This window comes from Pusillimonas sp., from assembly GCF_035515275.1.
Classification (GTDB): domain Bacteria; phylum Pseudomonadota; class Gammaproteobacteria; order Burkholderiales; family Burkholderiaceae_B; genus Pusillimonas.
Genome location: NZ_DATJBQ010000139.1, coordinates 1 through 18,640, shown reverse-complemented (window position 1 = coordinate 18,640; position 18,640 = coordinate 1). Strand labels below are relative to the sequence as shown.

Genomic DNA, 18,640 nt, shown 5'->3' with positions numbered 1-18,640 from the left:
GGCTTGCGGTACGAGCCGTAAAACAGGCCGCGCAGCATGTGCAGGTACACCACCACGAAGAACATCGAGGCGCCGGTAGAGTGCATGTAGCGGATCAGCCAGCCCCAGGGGACTTCGCGCATAATGAACTCGACGGAATTGAAGGCAAGCTCGCCGTCGGGTTTGTAGTTCATGACCAGGAAAATGCCGGTCACGATCTGGATGACCAGCACCAACAGCGCCAGTGACCCGAAGAAGTACCAAAAGTTGAAGTTCTTTGGAGCGTAGTATTCTGACATGTGCTCTTTGAACAGCTTGGACGCTGGGAAGCGCCTGTCTATCCAACCTAAGAGCCCTGTCGTTTCGACGGTTTTCTCGCCAGCCATGGAAACGGTTCCTTTATATCTTTATCTTACGAGGCGTAATGGTTCAGTTGCGGGTCAGGCCCTGTTGTTTTCGTCGACACCAATAGTGACGCTGGTGCCATCGGCCGAAAACTCGTAAGGCGGCACCTCGAGGTTGTCGGGTGCGGGTACGTTTTTGTAGACCCGGCCGGCCAGATCGAAGGCGGAACCGTGGCAGGGGCAGAAAAAGCCGCCTTCCCAGTCAGCGGGCAGGCCGGGCCCGGGGCCGGCTGCCAAGTGCGGGGTAGGCGAGCAACCCAGGTGGGTGCAAATGCCCACAGCGACCAGATACTTGGGGTCGCGCGAGCGGAATTCATTCTTGGCGTACTCGGGGGTGAAGCCGGGGCGGTCGGATTGCGGGTCGGCCAGGAACTCGTCGTTGTCTTTGAGTTCGTCGATTTGCTGCTGGGTGCGGTGCAGCACCCAGACCGGCTTGCCGCGCCACTCGACGGTGCGCATCTGGCCTTCGGGAATGCCCGAAAGGTCGACCTGAACCGGGGCGCCGGCCGCACGGGCCTTGTCTGACGGAGCAAACGAACCGACAAAAGGAACGGCGGTTGCGAGACCGGCTACGCCGCCCACCGCACAGGTGGTGGCCACCCATAAGCGCCGCGACGGATCAGGCGGAAGATTTGCATCAAGGGCAACTGCTCCGTCTGCTGAGACGCCGTCAAACTGTGACTTGTCCTGACTCATGCTTGTATCCTTGTTCGTGCCCAATCGAGCAGCGAAATTCAATGTATTAACTATGTTGAATATTCTTTCAACCGCGTATTATAGCGTTAGCCCGCTACAGGGTGTAATCACCGAGGATATTTCATATGAATGGCGCACGTGGTTTTTTAGCTGAATTTCGTGAGTTCGCTGTCAAAGGCAACATGATCGACCTTGCCGTTGGTGTGATCATCGGAGCGGCCTTTGGCAAGATTATCGATTCGTTGGTAAAAGACGTGATCATGCCCATAATCAGTTTCATATTGGGCGGTCAGGTCGACTTCACCAATTTGTTCTGGGTGCTGAAAGAACCCCAGAACTACACCGGACCGCGAACGTACGAAGCCATTGTCGAGGCCGGCGGAAATGTGCTGGCCTGGGGCAACTTCATTACCATTTTCATTAACTTCTTGCTGCTGGCCCTGGTGGTGTTCTTCATGGTCAAGGCCGTTAATCGCGCCCGAAAAAGCTTCGAGCGCGAAGAGGCTGTCGGGGCGCCGCCACCCCAAGTTACGCCCGACGACATTTTGTTGTTGCGCGAGATCCGCGACCTGCTCAAGAAGTAGGCTTCGGGTCATTTGCAAGAAACCATGCCTTAAGGCAGCTTGCCTCAAGGCATGGTCAAGTCCGGCCTGCCGCCGCAGCAAGGCGCGTGGAAACAGCGGTAAACGGCCGTATCTATACCGGGTTGGTCAGGTCGACAAACTCTACCTTGACGCCGAAATGGTCGGCGATGGCCCGGCCCACTGCCTGCGCGCCATAGCGCTCGGTGGCGTGATGGCCTGCGGCAATAAATCCCACGCCGGTTTCGTTCGCAATATGAAAATTAGGCTCCGAGGCTTCGCCGGTAATGTATACCTGCGCGCCCGCATCCACAGCCGCCTGCATCATGTCTTGCGCGCCGCCCGTGCACCAGGCGACACGCTCGATGGTTTGTTGGGGGTCGCCGATAACCAATGGTTCGCGGTTCAGGGCCTGGGCCACGGTGTGGCTCAGGCTTTCGAGCGTCGTGCCTGCGGGGCAACGACCTAGCCAGACCAGATCGTCGGGGCCGCAGTTGCGTGGCTTGCCCTCGGCATCCAGGTCGGGGGTAAGGCCCAGCACCTGGCCTAATTGGGCGTTGTTGCCCAGTTGGGGGTGCGCGTCCAACGGCAGGTGATACGCAAACAGGTTCAGGCCGTGTTGCAGGGCTAGTGCAATGCGCTCGCGCTTGGTGCCGATAAGGCGGGCATCTTCGTTTTTCCAGAACCATCCGTGGTGAACAAACACCGTATCGGCCTTTCGGCGGATCGCCTCTTCGAGCAGTGCGCGTGAAGCGGTGACTCCGGTGATAATGTGGCTGATGCTTTGCGCGCCCTCGACCTGCAGGCCGTTGGGGCAGTAGTCTTTGAACTGTTGTGGCTGCAACGTTGCGTCCAGCCAGTTGCTCAAGTCGGATCTATCGATTCGTTTCATTATCGTGTGCCTTATGCGTCGATTCTGGTTGCTTTTCGCCCAAACCGTAACAGTGTGTCTGGGTATTTTATTCATAGTCGCCACCCTCCGGCCCGATTGGCTAGGGCGCTCGGCCGGGGTGCCTCAGGCCGGCGCGGGGTCGGTGCCGGCGGTTGCGTCGTTACCGGGCGGGGCGACCTCTTATGCTGATGCGGTGGCGCAGGCGGCGCCGGCCGTGGTCAACGTATATACCACCAAGCAAACCACCGAGCTGGTTTCGCCTTTGTTAAATGACCCCGAGCTGTCTCGGCTGCTGCAAAGCCTGCCAGGTCTTACACGTAAGCGCGAAGCAACCACGCTGGGCTCGGGCGTCATTGTGCGGCCCGACGGCTATGTTCTAACAAACTACCACGTAATTGAAGCGGCCGATGCGATTGAGGTTGCCCTGCACGACGGACGCGAGGCGCGCGCCAAGCTGGTGGGGGCCGACCCCGAAAGCGACCTGGCGGTACTGAAGATTGATCTGGACAGCCTTTCAAGCATCACCTTCAATGGCTCACACGAAGTACAGGTGGGCGACGTAGTGCTGGCTATCGGGAACCCGTTTGGTGTGGGGCAGACCACTACCATGGGCATCGTGTCGGCCCTGGGCCGCAACCGGCTGGGCATTAATATTTACGAGAATTTTATTCAGACCGACGCCGCCATTAACCCGGGTAACTCGGGCGGTGCGCTTATCGACACCCAGGGCCGCCTTATCGGCATCAATACAGCCATTTATTCAGAGACAGGGGGGTCGCTGGGAATCGGTTTTGCCATTCCGTCGGCGGCAGCGCAATCGGTGCTCGAGCAAATTATTGCCACAGGCCGTGTTACGCGGGGTTGGCTGGGCATCGAGCCGCAAGACATTACCCCCGAGTTGGCCAAGGCCTTTAATCTGAAGCGCCGCGACGGTGTGATTGTTGCCGGCATTTTGCGCGGCGGGCCGGCGGCCAAGGCGGGGCTGCGCGTGGGCGATATTGTGCTGGGGTTGGGCGATGCGCCGGTGCAGAACACAATAGGCTTCTTGAATCAGATCGCGCGACTGGAGCCCGAAAGCCAGACTCAGCTGCAAATACTGCGCGCTGGACGAAAAAGCACCCTGACCCTGCAGGTGGGTGCCCGGCCTGCGCTGCAAAATGGGGGCCGCCGACCTTAGCGCAATGGGTGGCTATCTGGCAGACGGCGTTGCCGCCTGCGCGGGCTTATTCCGCCGCTTCTTCGGCGGAGCTGTCGCGTGCTTCGCGCGGCTTCATGCGCGCCGCTATAAACAGGCCTAATTCGAACAGCAGGCAAAGCGGCACAGCCAGCATGAACTGGCTAAGCACGTCGGGGGGGGTAACCACGGCGGCAATAATGAAGGCGCCCACAATGACATAGCCGCGCGCCTCGCGCAGTTTTTGTACGGTGACCAGACCGGCCTTGACTAGCAAGATAACCGCTACGGGAACTTCGAAGGTGATGCCGAAGGCCACGAACATGGTCAGGACGAAACTGACGTAGGCCTCGATATCGGGTGCGGGCGTGATCGACTCGGGCGCGAACCCGGCGATAAAGTGGAACACAGTGCGAAAGACGACAAAATAGCAAAATGCCATGCCCAGCAAGAACAGTACCGTGCTGGAAAAGATCAGCGGCAGTGCCAGGCGCTGCTCGTGCCGGTAAAGCCCCGGCGCAATGAACGCCCAGGCCTGATAAAGCACGATGGGCAGGGTGATGACGAATGCAGCCAGCAAGGTCACCTTGACGGGCACCATGAACGGCGTGATGACACCCGTGGCGATCATGCGGGTGCCTTGCGGCAGCGAGGCCAGCATGGGCTGGGCCAGCAGGTCGTAAATAACCGAGGGCCCGGGGTACAAAAATAACGCAACGAATACGACCAGAATGGCGCCTACGGCCTTCAGCAGACGTGTGCGCAGTTCGATCAGATGAGAGATGAAGCTGTCTTGCTGAGTCACGGCTGCGGGCCCTTATTGGCATTGGACGATTCGGCCGCAGCGCTGTCTTGCATGACGGGCTCGCGCTCGCGCTCGAATCCGGGTAGCGGCAGCGTTTGCGTGTCGATGCTTTCGGACTCTTCCATGTCCTGATCAGAGGTCGGGCGCTGGACGGGGTCTGATGCCCCGGACCCGGCCGGCTCGGTGACCGGGCTTGAAGACGCGTCTGGCGAGGTGTCGCCGGGCGTGGCGTCGCCCGGCGTGGCGTTGGCCGGGTCGTGGATGTTGCGAGCGGCGTCGGCCAGCGTCTTGACCGAATCAGAAGCCTGCTTCAGGGCGTCTTGTGCTTCGTCAAGCGGCGCGCGCCATGCCTTGCCGGCTTCATCGACCGACGCCTTGACCGAGCTGGCCGCCTCTTGCATCTGGTCTTTCAGAGTGCTGATTTCAGAGGAATCCATCTCTTTGCGAATGTCGGTTTTTACGTCGTTGACGTAGCGTTGGGCGCGACCCAATAGGTGTCCCACCGTGCGTGCCACTTTGGGCAGGCGCTCGGGGCCGATGACGATCAGCGCAATGACGCCGATCAGCATGAGTTCGCTGAAGCTGATGTCGAACATGGAAACAGGAGCCGTTTAAGTCTGCGCAAAGCGGCTGTGGCCGCTTGCTGGGAGGAAAATCAGGACCCGTTCTTTTCTTTGGCCTGCACGTCGATGGTTTCTTTGGACTCTACGCGTTCGGTGTTGGTTACCGACTCGGGCTTGTTGGGGTCGCTGGTTGCGTCGGCCATGCCCTTTTTGAAACCTTTAACGGCGCCGCCCAGGTCTTCGCCCATATTGCGCAGCTTTTTGGTGCCGAATATAAGCGCCACAATGACCAGAACAACCAGCCAGTGCCAAATACTGAAACTACCCATGTTTATCTCCGTTGTGCGGTTCGTGCCGCGTGTACTGTACTGTAATGCGGGAATCGATTCCCTATATTTGCATTCTACCTAACCGAAGGTGGGAAGGTGCGCCTAGCCCTTGCTTCGGCCGGCCTTTTCTACCAGCCCCGACGTACCTTCCCGGCGAGCCAATTCGCGCAATACGTCTTCGGGCCGCAGATTATAGTGCGTCAGGGCGATAAGGCTATGAAACCAGAGGTCGGCCGTTTCGTAGATGATGCGCTCGGGGGCGTTGTCTTTGGCAGCCATGACCAGCTCGGTGGCTTCTTCGCCGATTTTCTTCAAGAAGGCGTCGGGGCCCTTGGCCAGGAGCTTGGCCGAATACGAGGCGGCGGGGTCTGCCCCGCGCCCCGGCAAGCGGGTCTCAAGCGTATCGGCCAGCCGCGACAAGATGTCGGCCGGGTTTTCAGTTTGGTTCATTTGTAGATCAGCTCGGGGTCTTTGAGGACAGGATCGGTGGTTTCCCAGCGAGGCTGGTCGGGCGCGCCTTCAAGGCGCTGGAAGAAGCAGCTTTGTCGTCCGGTGTGGCAGGCGATGCCGCCCACCTGCTCGACCTTGAGCAAAATGACGTCGCCGTCGCAGTCAAGGCGCAGTTCGTGCACCACCTGATGATGGCCTGATTCTTCGCCCTTGCGCCACAGCTTGCCCCGTGAACGAGACCAGTACACGGCGCGACCGGTGGCAGCGGTTAGGGCAAGCGATTCGCGATTCATCCAGGCCACCATCAGGACGGTGCCATTGACGGCGTCCTGGGCAATGGCCGGTATCAGGCCTGCAGCGTCAAAGACAACACTGTCGAGCCACGAAGTTTGCTGGGTGTTCATGTTTAGAGCCGCATGTTGATGCCCTTGCGGGCCATGTATTCTTTGGCTTGCGGAATGGTGAATTCGCCATAATGGAAAATGCTGGCGGCCAACACCGCACTGGCGCGGCCCTTGATAATGCCGTCGACAAGGTGTTCGAGTTTGCCGACGCCGCCCGAGGCGATAACGGGCACCGGCACGGCGTCTGACACGGCGCGGGTCAGGGCCAGATCAAAGCCCGATTTGGTGCCGTCGCGGTCCATGCTGGTAAGCAAGATTTCTCCGGCGCCGTAACTTGCCATTTTGCGTGCCCACTCGATGGCGTCGATTCCTGTTGCCTTGCGGCCGCCGTGGGTGAAGATCTCCCAGCGCGGGGGCTCGCCGGCTTCAGAGGTGCGACGCGCGTCAATGGCCACCACAATGCACTGCGAGCCGTGATAGTCGGCCGCCGCCTTGACGAGCTCGGGGTTGCTGACCGCTGCGCTGTTGATCGAAACCTTGTCGGCCCCGGCGTTGAGCAGCCGCTGAATGTCGGCCACCTGCCGCACCCCGCCACCGACGGTAAGCGGGATGAACACCTCGGAGGCGACCGCCTCGATAATGGGCAGGATCAGGTCGCGATTGTCGCTGGTGGCGGTAATGTCAAGAAAGGTGAGCTCGTCGGCGCCTTGCTCGTTGTATCGGCGGGCGATTTCAATCGGGTCACCGGCGTCGACCAGGTCGACAAAATTAACACCCTTTACAACCCTGCCCGCGGTGACGTCCAGGCAAGGAATAATACGCCGGGTCAGCGTATTGTTCATGGGAATGTCGGAAGCTTCGCTCATTCTGCGCCCAGTTCGTCGGCCAGCTCTTGGGCCGCTGTGAAGTTAAGCGTGCCTTCGTAGATGCTGCGACCCAGAATTGCGCCTTCGATGCCCTCGTCTTCGACCGCGCAAAGTGCCTTGATGTCGTCAAGGTTGGTGACGCCGCCTGAGGCAATAATGGGAATACTCACTGCTTGGGCAAGTTTGACGGTGGATTCGATATTGACCCCGGTAAGCATGCCGTCGCGTCCGATGTCGGTGTAGATAATGGCTTCACAGCCGTAGTCTTCGAACTTGCGGGCAATATCAATAACGTCGTGGCGGGTCAGTTTGCTCCAGCCGTCGGTGGCCACTTTGCCGTCGCGGGCATCAAGACCCACGATTATGTTGCCTGGAAAGGCGCTGCAGGCATCGCGCAAGAAGCCGGGGTCTTTAATGGCGGCGGTACCGATAATGACATATGAAAGGCCTATGTCCAGATAGCGCTCGATGGTGTTGAGGTCGCGAATGCCGCCACCGATTTGCACGGGCACATCGCCGTCGACTTCGTCGAGTATGGCCTTGATGGCGGCCTGGTTTTTTGGGGTGCCGGCAATGGCGCCGTTAAGGTCCACCAGGTGCAGGCGTCGCGCGCCTTGCTCGAGCCATTGTGCAGCCATTGTCGCAGGCTCTTCAGAGAAGATGGTTGCATCGCCCAAGTCGCCCTGGCGCAGCCGAACACAGTGGCCGTCTTTGAGATCGATAGCGGGAATCAATAGCATGATCGGAATTCGTAAACTAGAAAGGTGGGAAGAATCGAGGCTGGGGTTCAGGGGTTCCAGTCGACGAAGTTGCGATACAGGCGCAAACCTGCATCGGCGCTTTTTTCGGGGTGAAACTGCACTGCAAAAATGTTATCGCGAGCAACCGCACAGGTAAAGCTTACCCCGTAATGGGCCAGGCCGGCGGTAAGGCCGGGGTCAGCCGGTTGCACGTAGTAACTGTGCACGAAATAAAAGTGGGTGTTGTCGGCAATGCCTTCCCACAGCGGATGACGCCGTACCTGCTTGACACGGTTCCATCCCATATGGGGCACTTTAAGCAGTTCGGTTTCGTCGGTGGTGGACGATGCAGAGGCGTAGCCGGGGCCCGAGAAGCGTTTAACGCGTCCTTCGAATATGTTCAGGCACGGTGTGTCGCCTTCTTCGCTGTGCGTAAACAGCATTTGCTCGCCCACACACACGCCAAGCAAAGGCTTGGTGCGCGCTGCGCGCTCGACCGCTTCGCGCAGGCCGGATTCGTTCAGGGTGCGTACGCAGTCGGGCATGGCGCCCTGGCCGGGAAACACCACACGCGAAGCCTTGTCGATTTGCGTGGCTTCGCGGCAGATGCGAATGTCGGCGTCGGGGGCGGCGGCTTGAAGGGCGCGCGCCACCGAGTGGAAATTACCCATGCCGTAGTCGACGATGGCAATAGTATTCAAGATAGTGGCCGGGAGGTTAGCGGATTAAAGAACGCCCTTGGTCGATGGCACGGTACCGTCGCTACGCGGGTCGGCTTCTATCGCCATGCGCAGCGCGCGCCCAAAGGCCTTGAACATGGTTTCGCACTGGTGGTGCGCGTTTTCGCCCTTGAGGTTGTCGATGTGCAGGGTGACCAACGCATGGTTGACGAAGCCCTGGAAGAACTCGCGGGCCAGGTCGACGTCGAAGCGGCCGATCAGGGCACGGGTGAACGGAACCGAATAAAACAGCCCCGGGCGCCCCGAGAAATCGACGACGACGCGGGTAAGGGCTTCGTCAAGCGGCACATACGAGTGGCCGTAGCGGCGCAGGCCCGCCTTGTTGCCGACGGCGGCGGCAAAGGCTTGGCCCAGTGCGATACCGATGTCCTCGACAGTGTGATGGTCGTCGATGTGGGTATCGCCGTCACAATGAATGTCCAGGTCAATCAGGCCGTGACGCGCGATCTGGTCAAGCATGTGATCCAGAAAAGGCACGCCCGTGTTGATGCTTTGACGGCCGGTGCCGTCGATATTGATGGCGACGCGGATGCGCGTCTCGTTGGTGTTTCGGGTAATTTCAGCAGTACGCATAATCAGAATAATCGGTTCAGAGTCGGATCGGGCGCCAACGGCGGCAAGCGGTTGGCGGCGTGGCAGGGTGTGGGCGGCTACGGTTCGAGTCGGTATTGCGCACTGGCTGCGTGGGCTTGAAGACCCTCGCCATGAGCCAGCGTTGCAGCGATGCGCCCCAGCGTTTGTGCGCCTTCGCGTGAAACATGGATAAGGCTGCTGCGTTTTTGAAAATCGTAGACGCCCAGTGGAGACGAAAAGCGCGCCGTGCGCGATGTGGGCAGCACGTGGTTGGGGCCGGCGCAGTAATCGCCCAGCGATTCAGAGCTGTAACGGCCCATGAAAATGGCGCCCGCATGGCGAATTTTATCCGCCCAGCGCTCGGGCTGTTCGGTGGAGATTTCCAGGTGTTCGGGGGCTATTTGGTTGGCAATGTCGCAAGCCTGCTCGAGGCTGTCGACCAATATCAGTGCGCCTCGGCCGGCCAGGCTGGCTCGAATGATGTCGGCGCGCGCCATGGTGGGCAGGAGGCGGTCAATGGCTGCGTGTACCTGGTCGAGGTAGGCGGCGTCGGGGCACAGCAATATGGACTGAGCCAATTCGTCGTGCTCGGCCTGCGAGAACAGATCCATGGCGACCCAGTCGGGTGGCGTGGTGCCGTCGGCAATGATTAGAATCTCGCTGGGGCCGGCAATCATGTCGATGCCTACCGTGCCGAAAACGCGCCGCTTTGCAGCGGCCACATATGCATTGCCGGGGCCAACGATTTTATCGACCGGTGCAATGGTTTGAGTGCCATAAGCCAACGCGCCGACGGCTTGAGCCCCGCCTATCGCCCAGGCGCGATCGACGCCCGCAATGGCGGCTGCAGCCAGCACGATGGGGTTGCGCAAGCCGTCGGGGGTGGGCGTAACCATAACCACCTCGGGCACGCCCGCAACCTTGGCCGGGATGGCATTCATCAGTACCGATGATGGGTAGGCGGCCTTGCCGCCGGGTACATATAGCCCGACGCGATCAAGAGGGGTGACCTTTTGACCCAGCACGGTGCCGTCTGCCTCGGTGTACGACCAGCTTTCGGTTTTTTGACGCTGGTGATACATGCGCACCCGCTCGGCGGCCTGCTCGAGCGCCGCACGCTGCTCTTTGGGCAGCGAGGCGAGTGCATCAAGCCATTCGTGGCGCGGAATTTCAAGGGCCTGCATGGTGTCGGCCTGAACCCGGTCGAAGCGGCGCGTGTATTCAAGCAATGCGTCGTCGCCCCGATGGCGCACATTCTTCAAGACGTCGGACACGACATGTTCGATGCTGTCGTCTTGCTCGGCATCAAAGGCCAGCAGGTTACGAAGCGACTGATCGAAATCGGGATCTTGAGAACGGAGGCGTTGAATCGACGACATGAAGGCTGAAATAAATTCTTTATAAATCAAAAGTATATCGTATGCGCGGGCGCATTGTTGCCGTTTTGGCCCCGGCGCGACCCGCCCGGTAGGCCGGTGCCGACCGCCGGGCCTCTTGTGGCTTTGGGCGGTCGGGCGTCTTTCAGGTGGTCGATGCCTGTGCGAAGGAGTCGATAAGCGGTTGCAGCTGGGCTGCCCGGGTTTTAAGCGAGGCCTGGTTGACGATAAGTCGTGACGAAATCTGCACAATATCTTCCACCGCGACCAAGTGGTTGGCCTTGAGCGTATTGCCCGTTGAAACCAGGTCGACGATGGCGTCGGCCAGGCCTACCAATGGGGCCAGCTCCATTGAGCCGTACAGCTTGATCAGGTCTATGTACACGCCTTTGCGTGCGAAGTGCTCGCGTGCGGCCCGGACATATTTGGTGGCTACGCGCAGGCGCGAGCCCTGTGCCACGGCGGCCTGGTAGTCAAAGCCTTCGCGCACCGCGACGCACAGGCGACACTTGGCGATGTCAAGGTCAATGGGCTGGTACAGCCCGCCTGCGTTGCCGGCAGCGTGTTCAAACAGCACGTCTTTGCCGGCAATGCCGAAGTCGGCTGCGCCGTACTGCACATAGGTGGGCACGTCGGATGCACGCACAATGATCAATTGCAGGCCCGGATCGCTAGTGGGCAAAATAAGCTTGCGCGAAGATTCCGGGTTCTCGCTGACCTGTATGCCGGCCGCGGCCAGCAAGGGCAGGGTTTCATCGAAAATACGGCCTTTGGACAAGGCCAGGGTGAGGGGTTTTTCGAGGGCTGCCGGGCTCATGAAGAGGCCTCCGTGATGCGGGCGATATCGGCGCCAAGCTGGCGCAGCTTGTTTTCCATGTGTTCGTAGCCGCGATCAAGGTGATAGATGCGTTCGACCGTGGTGGTTCCTTCGGCGGCCAGTCCGGCTATGACCAGGCTGGCCGAGGCACGCAGGTCGGTGGCCATGACCGTGGCGCCCGATAACGACTCAACGCCGGTAACCACTGCGGTAGGGCCGTCGATGTTGATCTTTGCGCCCATGCGGCGCAGCTCTTGCACATGCATGAAGCGATTTTCGAAGATGTTTTCGACGATGACGGCCGTGCCCTTGGCCAGGGTGTTCATGGCCATGAGCTGGGCCTGCATGTCGGTGGGAAACGCCGGGTATTCGTAGGTACGAAAGCCCACCGCATCGGGGCGGCGGTTCATGGTGCCGCGTACCCAGTCGGGCCCCGTTTCGATGGTAACGCCGGCTTCGATCAGTTTGTCGAGTATGGCGCCCATGGTGCCGGGCGCGGCGTGGCGCAGCATGATGTCGCCGCCGGTGGCGCCCACGGCACATAAAAAGGTGCCTGCCTCGATGCGGTCGGCCACAATGCGGTGTGTTGCGCCATGCAGGCGATCGACGCCGTCGATGACGATGCGGTCGGTACCGTGCCCCTGGATGCGGGCGCCCATTTTAATGAGCAACTCGGCCAGGTCCGAGATTTCAGGTTCGCGGGCAGCGTTGTCGAGGATGGTGCGGCCTTCGGCCAGTACGGCCGCCATCATGAGGTTCTCGGTGCCGGTAACCGTGACCATGTCGGTGCGGATGGTCGCGCCTTTAAGGCGCTTGGCGCGTGCGACGACAAAGCCGTGTTCGATATGAATTTCGGCGCCCAGTGCTTCGAGCCCTTTTATGTGCTGGTCGACCGGGCGCTGGCCTATGGCGCAGCCGCCGGGCAGACTGACGCGGGCTTCGCCAAAGCGGGTCAGCAGCGGGCCAAGCACCAATATAGAGGCCCGCATGGTCTTGACCAGCTCGTAGGGGGCTTCGAGGTTGTTTATGTGGGCGGCGTTAAGGGTGACGACGCCGGCTTGCGGCTGGTGCGCCTTGACCCCCATACGGCCCAGCAGTTGCAGCGTGGTGCCGATGTCGCGCAAGGCCGGCACGTTTTCAAGGGTGATGTCGTCGCTGCTGAGCAGCGAGGCGCACAAAATGGGCAAAGCCGCGTTTTTTGCGCCCGAAATGGCGATTTCGCCTTCAAGGCGATTTCCGCCGGTGATCGACAGTTTATCCATTCGGATTCGCTTTGTATTCGTCGGGGGTAAGGGTGCGCATCGACAGCGCATGAATTTCTGCCTTCATGCGCTCGCCCAGCGAGGCATAGACCAGTTGGTGGCGAGCGATGCGTCGCTTGCCTTCGAAGGCGGGGCTGACGATAAGGGCTTCGAAATGCGAGCCGTCGCCGGCGACTTCGATGTGGTCACAGGGAAGGTGATCGGCAATGTACTGACGTACTTGTTCAGGAGTAGGCAGCATAGTAGTTAGCTCCGCAGTTTGTAGCCAGAGGCCAGAAGACGTAACGTGCAAAGACATAGCACGGCAAAAACACCTGCGACGACCGCCAGGCTGTGCCAGGGGGAAACGTCGGACACGGCAAAGAACCCGTAGCGAAAGCCGTCGATGGTGTAGAAAATGGGGTTCCAGTGCGACACTTTTTGCCAGAACGCCGGCAAACTGTGTATGGAGTAGAACACGCCTGACAAGAAGGTGGCCGGCAAAATCAGGAAGTTTTGAAACGCAGCCAGCTGGTCAAATTTTTCGGACCACAAGCCGGCAATAATGCCCAGCGCACCCATAATGCCGCAAGAAAGCACCGCAAAAGCAAGCACCCAAAGCATGTTGTGCGGAACCAGCGGCGTGAAGAACAGCGCCACCAGCCAGATGCAAAGCCCCACGCACAGGCCGCGTACCACGGCCGCCAGCAGGTAAGCGCTGAATATCTGCCGATGCGACAAAGGCGGAAGCAGCACGAACACCAGGTTTCCGGTGATGCGGCTTTGTATCAACGATGACGAGGGGTTGGCGAATGCGTTTTGCAGCATGCTCATCATCATGAGCCCGGGTATCAGAAACGAGGTGTACGGCAGGGTGCCGTAAACCTGTACGCGGCCTTCCAGAACATGCGCGAACACCAGCAGGTACAGCAGCGCGGTAAGAACCGGCGCCGCCACGGTTTGAAATCCCACCTTCCAGAAGCGCAGCAGCTCTTTGCGCAGCAGCGTAGGAAAGCCCGAGCCCATGCCGGCTTGCGGCTGAATGATGGGGCTGCTCATGCCAGAACCTCTAGTGCGTTGTCGTCGCGCATGATGCGCACGAAGGCGTCTTCGAGGTCGTTGCCGCCCACGCGCGCCAATAGCGATTGCGTGGTGTCCAGCGCCACAATGCGCCCACTTTTAAGCATGGCGATGCGTCCGCACAGCGCCTCGGCCTCTTCCAGGTAATGGGTGGTCAACAATATGGTGTGCCCTTCGTGATTCAGGCGTGAAATGAACTCCCACAAGGTGCGGCGCAGGTCGACATCGACCCCGGCGGTGGGTTCGTCAAGAATAATGACCGGTGGCCGGTGCACCAGGGCCTGAGCCACCAGCACGCGCCGTTTCATGCCGCCTGACAGTGCGCGCATATTGGTGTCGGCCTTATCGGTCAGCCCCAAATTGGCCAGAATCTCGTCGATCCAGTCGTCGTTGTTGCGCAGGCCGAAGTAGCCCGACTGCAGGCGCAGTGTTTCGCGCACCGTAAAAAACGGGTCGTAGACCAGCTCTTGGGGTACCACGCCCAGCGAGCGTCGCGACTGTTTGTAGTCGGACACCACGTCGTGCCCGCAGACACTGGCACTGCCCGACGTGGCGCGCGCCAGGCCGGCCAATATGGAGATCATGGTGGTCTTGCCGGCACCGTTGGGGCCCAACAGACCAAAGAACTCGCCGTGCTCGACGGTTAGGCTGACATCGTTAAGGGCTTGAAAGCCCTTTTTTCTCCGGCCTGACCGAGAAAACAGTTTCATCAGCCCGCCGTTTTCGGGGGCATAGATTTTTGAGATGTTCTTTAAAGTAAGCGCAGACATAATAAAAAAAGAGCCTGGCTCAAGAAGGAGCCAAGCTATCCATTATATATGGGTGAACGTTACCCATTGCCAAGGGGTTGCTGCGACCCGCCAAGGAAGGCACGGCCGCCCCTGGGCAGGGCGCTGCGCCGGAATGCTTATTTGTTTTGCTGGTTCAGGGCGGTGATCAGACCGTCGATGCCGTTCTGGTTGATCTGTTCCGTAAACTGGTTTCGGTAGTTCTGAATCAGCCAGATGCCTTCAACGTTCAGGTCATAGATTTTCCAGCCTGCGGGGGTGTTTTCGAGGCGATAGTCAACGCCTACTGCGGGGCCGTTGCGTTGGCTGATGCTGGAGCGCACGACGACGTCGTCGGCATTGGCATCGCCCCGGAAGGGCAGGATCTGCAAGGCTGAAACTTCGTCTACCTTTGACAGTGCGCCGCTATAGGTGCGAATGAGGGTGCCCTTGAACGCCTCGACCAGTTCTTTTTTCTGTTGCTCAGAAGCTTGGCGCCAGTTGCGGCCGGCCGCCAGACGAGTGGTTTTTTCGAGGTTGATGTATGGCAGTACGTATTCGTCGACCAGTTGGTTGATGCGGTTCAGGTCGCCCTGTTGCGCGGCGGTGTCTTGCCGAAGCACTTCCAGAATGTTGTTGCCCACCGCTTGCACGAAATCGTTGGGTGCGGCTTTGGGGTCGACCGCCTGCTTGGCTTGAGCCGCCACAGCCAGACCCAGTGAGAGCAGCAGAGCGACGCCAAAGCGGTAAAAAACGTTGCGGGAAATGCCTGAAACAGAAAAATTCATGAATGGTTTCCTTCGTTATTGCGCGGCGGGCACAGAGCCCGCGGCAGGTGCCGGGGCTTGAGCGGCCGAATCATCGTCGTCGGAATAATCGGGCAGCTCGTCGTCGGAGTAGTCGGGCAAGGTTCCGTACGGTGCGTCGGGGTTGACCTGATTGCCGCGTACCAGCGACTCGCGACGCTGCATGTAAGCGTCGCGGATGAAGCTGTAGCGATCAAGCGCGATGCGGTTGACCAGATCGTCGGCGTCGAGCAGGCTTGCACGCGTGTCGATTGCGTCAAGGACCAGAATGCTGTTGCGTAGCGGAATATTGTCGATCGCCATGACCGGTGCCACGCTGGAGCCGCCCGCGGCCATCATGGCGCCACGGCCCACGCCGTCGCGTACCGAGCTGGAACCCAGGAACGGCAGTACAACATAGGGGCCCGGCTTGAAGCCCCACACACCCAGCGTAACACCAAAGTCGTTGACGATGCGCTGGGAGCCGTTCATGGAAGCGACGTCGATACAGCCGCCCAGGCCCATGGTGGAGTTGAACAGCACCCGGCCCAGCATGTTGATGCCGTCGTGGCCTCGACCCTGTAAAAAGCTGTTGACGGACGACCACAGGTCGGCCATGTTGGCAAAGACATTATGAATACAGGTGCGGGCCGGCTCGGGAGTAAGCTGTTTGTAGCCGGTGGCGATGGGCTTGAACAATGCTTTGTCCACAGCGTCGTTGAACTGGTACATGCTGCGGTTGTAGCTTTCCCAGGGGTCTTGCGGGTTGGGGTTGGGCACGTGTGCGCAACCGGCAACAAAGGCCGTAAGAGCCAAGGCGGACGCCAGGCCGCTGAGGCGCCCGCGTGTTTCGGTTTTGCATGTGTTCATGATCTTGGTTGCTGGTTTTTATTTGCCGGGTGTTATTTTACGTTGCGGCGCTGTTAAGGCGCGGCCGTGCCTTCTTTATCTGCCGAACTGTACAGGAACTTGCTGATCAATTCCTCGAGTACCACCGCGCTTTGGGTGTATTGAATACGGTCGTTCTGCGCCAGCATTTTATCTTCGCCGCCTGGGCTCAACCCAATGTACTGTTCGCCTAGCAGCCCTGATGTAAGAATAGACGCCGAAGAGTCGACCGGGAATTCAAAGCCTTGCTGCAGGTCGAGGGTGACCACGGCCTGATACATTTGATTGTCGAACTGGATGGCGCTGACGCGGCCCACGACGACTCCGCTGCTTTTGACCGGCGCACGCACTTTCAGGCCGCCCAGGTTGTCGAAGTTGGCCTGCACCTGATAGCTGCTGCTGCCGAATGAGAACGAGCTTAGATTGCCGGCCCGCAGCGCCAGAAATACCAGGGAGACAATACCCAGCAGTACAAACAGGCCGACCCAGAAATCGGTTTTTTCACGCGTCATGATGGTTCCGTATTAATTGCTGAACATAAGTGCGGTAAGCAGGAAGTCCAGGCCGAGCACGACCAAAGAGCCACTGACCACGGTTCGGGTGGTTGCCTTGGCGACGCCTTCGGGTGTGGCCCGGGCGTTCCAGCCTTCGTACAGGGCGATCATGGTGACGGCAATGCCGAAGATCACACTCTTGATCACGCCGTTGGCGATATCTTTGAAAACGTCAACGCCGTCTTGCATTTGCGACCAGAAGGAGCCTGGGTCGATGCCGATAAGCAGCACGCCGACCACCCAGCCGCCAATAATGCCGACCATGGAAAACACGGCTGCCAGCACGGGCATGGCAATGACACCGCCCCAGAAGCGCGGAACCAGCACGCGGCGTATGGGGTCCACCGCCATGACTTCCATGGCGGCCAGCTGTTCGCCGGCTTTCATGAGGCCGATCTCGGCGGTTAGCGAGGTGCCCGCACGCCCGGCAAACAGCAGGGCCGTTACCACGGGGCCCAGTTCGCGAGTGAGCGAAAGCGCCACAAGCAGCCCCAGGGCTTCTTCGGAGCCATAGCGGTTTAGCGTGTAATACCCTTGCAGGCCCAGCACAAACCCCACGAACAGGCCGGACACGGCAATGATGATCAGCGAATAGTTGCCGATAAAGTGCACTTGCTGCGACACCAGGCCCGGCCGGCGCAAGGCGGCCCCGCTGCGCCGCAGAACCAGGCCGAACAACCGGGCAAATGCGCCCAGGCCGAATATGAACTTGACCGCCCAGGCGCCTAGTTTGCGGATGCCTTTGATGGGGTTCATGAGCGGCCTCGTTGCTTGTCGAGCCATTGCTTGAAAGCAGGCGTTTCGGGGTAGTGGAATGCAATGGGGCCGTCGGGCTGGCCGTTTAAAAATTGCCGGATGTATGGGTCGGTGGATTTGGCCAGCTCGGCGGGTGCGCCCGAGGCCAACAGCCTGCCTTGACCCACCATGTAAACCTGGTCGGCAATGGCAAATGATTCAGCCACGTCGTGGGTGATGAGCACCGAGGCGCAATGAAGGCGGTCGGTCAGGTTGCGTATGAGTTGTGCGGTAATACCGAGAGAAATGGGGTCGAGTCCGGCAAAGGGCTCGTCGTACAAAATTAGTTCGGGCTCAAGCACAATGGCTCGCGCCAAAGCCACGCGGCGTGCCATGCCGCCGGAGATCTCGGAGATCTTGAGGTGGGCGGCAGCGCGCAGGCCGACGGCATTGAGTTTGTCGAGCACGCACTCGGTAACCTGGGCGTCAGACACCCGGGTGTGTTCGCGCAATGGGAACGCGACGTTCTCGAAGACATCCAGGTCGGTAAACAAGGCGCCCTGCTGAAACAGCACGCCCATACGCTGACGCAGTTCTCGCAGTTTTTCGTTTGAGACGTTGGCCAGATTTTGGCCGAAGACGGTGATGCTGCCGTGTTGTGCGGTAATTTGGCCGGTGGCGCCCCGCAACAGGGTGGTCTTGCCTGAGCCGGAGCCGCCCATCATGACAACGACCTGGCCGCGATGAACGCGCAGGTCGATATCCCGCAATACGGTGAAGTTTCCGTAGCCTAGGGAAACGCTGGAGAAATCGAGAAGCGGCTCTGTGTTCTGGCCTGCGTCATCAAGTTCCATGGGATTGCTTGTCTGATGGTGAACTGGGCATTGTATCGTGAGTCGTTATATGTGGCGTTTTGCCTGGCTTTCGCTGTTGTTTTTTTTGGAACTGGGGGCGTAGCGTTTCTGGAAAAGCCGGCGCATGGTGCCCGCGCGCCGGCGCGGCGAGCTTGCGCTGCGCATCGGTCAACTCGCCATTTGTGACGGCGCTGTTTTTTTGTGATGTTCCGGCTTTTTTGCTTCTGGAGGGGGGTGAGTTCTTAAAGCGGCGCGGGGCGGGGTGAGGTATTTGGGCGCCGGCAGCTGCGGCCGGCTTTGCCGGCTTCCCTCGCCGTCTATCATTTTCGGGGCGCACGCAGAACTCGCAACGGCGGGCCAGTGGCCCGCCACCCTTGTTGCTCACACATGCTGCGTGCTTGCATCCC

At 59.7% G+C, this 18,640-nt stretch carries 24 protein-coding genes and 1 pseudogene; 2 read left to right on the top strand and 23 right to left on the bottom strand.

The window, feature by feature from the left end; genetic code table 11:
- Together VL003_RS10320 and petA are read right to left on the bottom strand one after the other, a co-directional pair.
- Window positions 1–365, bottom strand: a pseudogene (locus VL003_RS10320) (cytochrome bc complex cytochrome b subunit); the annotation flags it as partial.
- A gap of 54 nt (window positions 366–419) precedes the next feature.
- On the bottom strand, window positions 420–1,079 hold the full coding sequence (petA, locus tag VL003_RS10315; RefSeq protein WP_325442156.1) for a ubiquinol-cytochrome c reductase iron-sulfur subunit: 660 nt from the start codon (window positions 1,077–1,079) through the stop codon (window positions 420–422).
- Window positions 1,080–1,204: 125 nt separating this feature from the next.
- On the opposite strand from petA, the gene mscL reads away from it, so the two are divergent.
- Window positions 1,205–1,663, top strand: a complete 459-nt coding sequence (gene mscL / locus VL003_RS10310; RefSeq protein ID WP_325442154.1) for a large conductance mechanosensitive channel protein MscL — start codon at window positions 1,205–1,207, stop codon at window positions 1,661–1,663.
- Between the two features lie 112 nt (window positions 1,664–1,775).
- On the opposite strand, the gene VL003_RS10305 is transcribed toward mscL, so the two are convergent.
- Window positions 1,776–2,552 carry a Nif3-like dinuclear metal center hexameric protein gene (locus tag VL003_RS10305; RefSeq protein ID WP_325442152.1) on the bottom strand — a complete coding sequence of 259 codons (777 nt, stop codon included), beginning with the start codon at window positions 2,550–2,552 and terminating at the stop codon, window positions 1,776–1,778.
- 13 nt (window positions 2,553–2,565) lie between these two features.
- On the opposite strand from VL003_RS10305, the gene VL003_RS10300 reads away from it, so the two are divergent.
- Entirely contained in the window at window positions 2,566–3,729 is a 1,164-nt protein-coding gene (locus tag VL003_RS10300; RefSeq protein ID WP_325442151.1) for a S1C family serine protease, read from the top strand.
- Window positions 3,730–3,775: 46 nt separating this feature from the next.
- Here VL003_RS10300 and tatC read toward each other — a convergent pair whose 3' ends face one another.
- From tatC to VL003_RS10200, 20 genes are all read right to left on the bottom strand, one after another.
- Window positions 3,776–4,531 carry a twin-arginine translocase subunit TatC gene (tatC, locus tag VL003_RS10295; RefSeq protein ID WP_325442149.1) on the bottom strand — a complete coding sequence of 252 codons (756 nt, stop codon included), beginning with the start codon at window positions 4,529–4,531 and terminating at the stop codon, window positions 3,776–3,778.
- A complete protein-coding gene (gene tatB / locus VL003_RS13460) occupies window positions 4,528–5,127 on the bottom strand; it encodes a Sec-independent protein translocase protein TatB (protein ID WP_414708287.1) in 600 nt (199 codons plus the stop codon). The genes tatC and tatB overlap by 4 nt, the downstream gene beginning before the upstream one ends.
- 59 nt (window positions 5,128–5,186) lie before the next feature.
- A complete protein-coding gene (gene tatA / locus VL003_RS10285; RefSeq protein WP_325442147.1) occupies window positions 5,187–5,423 on the bottom strand; it encodes a Sec-independent protein translocase subunit TatA in 237 nt (78 codons plus the stop codon).
- A 102-nt stretch (window positions 5,424–5,525) separates the two neighbouring features.
- Window positions 5,526–5,873, bottom strand: coding sequence for a phosphoribosyl-ATP diphosphatase (locus tag VL003_RS10280; protein ID WP_325442145.1), 348 nt, complete (start codon window positions 5,871–5,873; stop codon window positions 5,526–5,528).
- Window positions 5,870–6,277 carry a phosphoribosyl-AMP cyclohydrolase gene (hisI, locus tag VL003_RS10275; RefSeq protein ID WP_325442143.1) on the bottom strand — a complete coding sequence of 136 codons (408 nt, stop codon included), beginning with the start codon at window positions 6,275–6,277 and terminating at the stop codon, window positions 5,870–5,872. The genes VL003_RS10280 and hisI overlap by 4 nt, the downstream gene beginning before the upstream one ends.
- A 2-nt stretch (window positions 6,278–6,279) precedes the next feature.
- Window positions 6,280–7,083, bottom strand: coding sequence for an imidazole glycerol phosphate synthase subunit HisF (hisF, locus tag VL003_RS10270; protein WP_325442141.1), 804 nt, complete (start codon window positions 7,081–7,083; stop codon window positions 6,280–6,282).
- Window positions 7,080–7,823 (bottom strand): 1-(5-phosphoribosyl)-5-[(5-phosphoribosylamino)methylideneamino]imidazole-4-carboxamide isomerase, encoded by a 744-nt coding sequence (gene hisA, locus VL003_RS10265; protein WP_325442139.1) that lies wholly within the window; start codon window positions 7,821–7,823, stop codon window positions 7,080–7,082. Before hisA ends, hisF begins: the two co-directional genes overlap by 4 nt.
- A 47-nt stretch (window positions 7,824–7,870) precedes the next feature.
- Complete coding sequence (gene hisH, locus VL003_RS10260; RefSeq protein ID WP_325442137.1) at window positions 7,871–8,524, bottom strand: imidazole glycerol phosphate synthase subunit HisH; 654 nt, start codon at window positions 8,522–8,524, stop codon at window positions 7,871–7,873.
- A gap of 24 nt (window positions 8,525–8,548) precedes the next feature.
- Complete coding sequence (gene hisB / locus VL003_RS10255) at window positions 8,549–9,136, bottom strand: imidazoleglycerol-phosphate dehydratase HisB (RefSeq protein WP_325442136.1); 588 nt, start codon at window positions 9,134–9,136, stop codon at window positions 8,549–8,551.
- Window positions 9,137–9,213: 77 nt separating this feature from the next.
- The gene (hisD, locus tag VL003_RS10250) at window positions 9,214–10,515 is read right to left on the bottom strand and encodes a histidinol dehydrogenase (protein WP_325442135.1); all 1,302 of its coding nucleotides are present in this window, start codon (window positions 10,513–10,515) and stop codon (window positions 9,214–9,216) included.
- A gap of 142 nt (window positions 10,516–10,657) precedes the next feature.
- Window positions 10,658–11,329, bottom strand: a complete 672-nt coding sequence (gene hisG, locus VL003_RS10245) for an ATP phosphoribosyltransferase (RefSeq protein ID WP_325442134.1) — start codon at window positions 11,327–11,329, stop codon at window positions 10,658–10,660.
- Window positions 11,326–12,591 carry a UDP-N-acetylglucosamine 1-carboxyvinyltransferase gene (murA, locus tag VL003_RS10240; RefSeq protein ID WP_325442133.1) on the bottom strand — a complete coding sequence of 422 codons (1,266 nt, stop codon included), beginning with the start codon at window positions 12,589–12,591 and terminating at the stop codon, window positions 11,326–11,328. Before murA ends, hisG begins: the two co-directional genes overlap by 4 nt.
- Window positions 12,584–12,832 (bottom strand): BolA family protein, encoded by a 249-nt coding sequence (locus tag VL003_RS10235; protein ID WP_325442131.1) that lies wholly within the window; start codon window positions 12,830–12,832, stop codon window positions 12,584–12,586. The genes murA and VL003_RS10235 overlap by 8 nt, the downstream gene beginning before the upstream one ends.
- Window positions 12,833–12,837: 5 nt before the next feature.
- On the bottom strand, window positions 12,838–13,629 hold the full coding sequence (locus VL003_RS10230; protein ID WP_325442129.1) for an ABC transporter permease: 792 nt from the start codon (window positions 13,627–13,629) through the stop codon (window positions 12,838–12,840).
- The gene (locus tag VL003_RS10225; protein WP_325442127.1) at window positions 13,626–14,420 is read right to left on the bottom strand and encodes an ABC transporter ATP-binding protein; all 795 of its coding nucleotides are present in this window, start codon (window positions 14,418–14,420) and stop codon (window positions 13,626–13,628) included. Before VL003_RS10225 ends, VL003_RS10230 begins: the two co-directional genes overlap by 4 nt.
- A 137-nt stretch (window positions 14,421–14,557) precedes the next feature.
- Window positions 14,558–15,205, bottom strand: coding sequence for an MlaC/ttg2D family ABC transporter substrate-binding protein (locus VL003_RS10220; RefSeq protein WP_325442125.1), 648 nt, complete (start codon window positions 15,203–15,205; stop codon window positions 14,558–14,560).
- A 15-nt stretch (window positions 15,206–15,220) separates the two neighbouring features.
- Window positions 15,221–16,072, bottom strand: coding sequence for an MlaA family lipoprotein (locus VL003_RS10215; RefSeq protein WP_325442124.1), 852 nt, complete (start codon window positions 16,070–16,072; stop codon window positions 15,221–15,223).
- Window positions 16,073–16,125: 53 nt separating this feature from the next.
- Entirely contained in the window at window positions 16,126–16,602 is a 477-nt protein-coding gene (gene mlaD, locus VL003_RS10210; RefSeq protein WP_325442122.1) for an outer membrane lipid asymmetry maintenance protein MlaD, read from the bottom strand.
- Window positions 16,603–16,614: 12 nt separating this feature from the next.
- Window positions 16,615–17,400, bottom strand: coding sequence for a lipid asymmetry maintenance ABC transporter permease subunit MlaE (gene mlaE / locus VL003_RS10205; protein ID WP_325442120.1), 786 nt, complete (start codon window positions 17,398–17,400; stop codon window positions 16,615–16,617).
- Complete coding sequence (locus VL003_RS10200) at window positions 17,397–18,233, bottom strand: ABC transporter ATP-binding protein (RefSeq protein WP_325442118.1); 837 nt, start codon at window positions 18,231–18,233, stop codon at window positions 17,397–17,399. Before VL003_RS10200 ends, mlaE begins: the two co-directional genes overlap by 4 nt.
- Window positions 18,234–18,640: the final 407 nt, after the last annotated feature.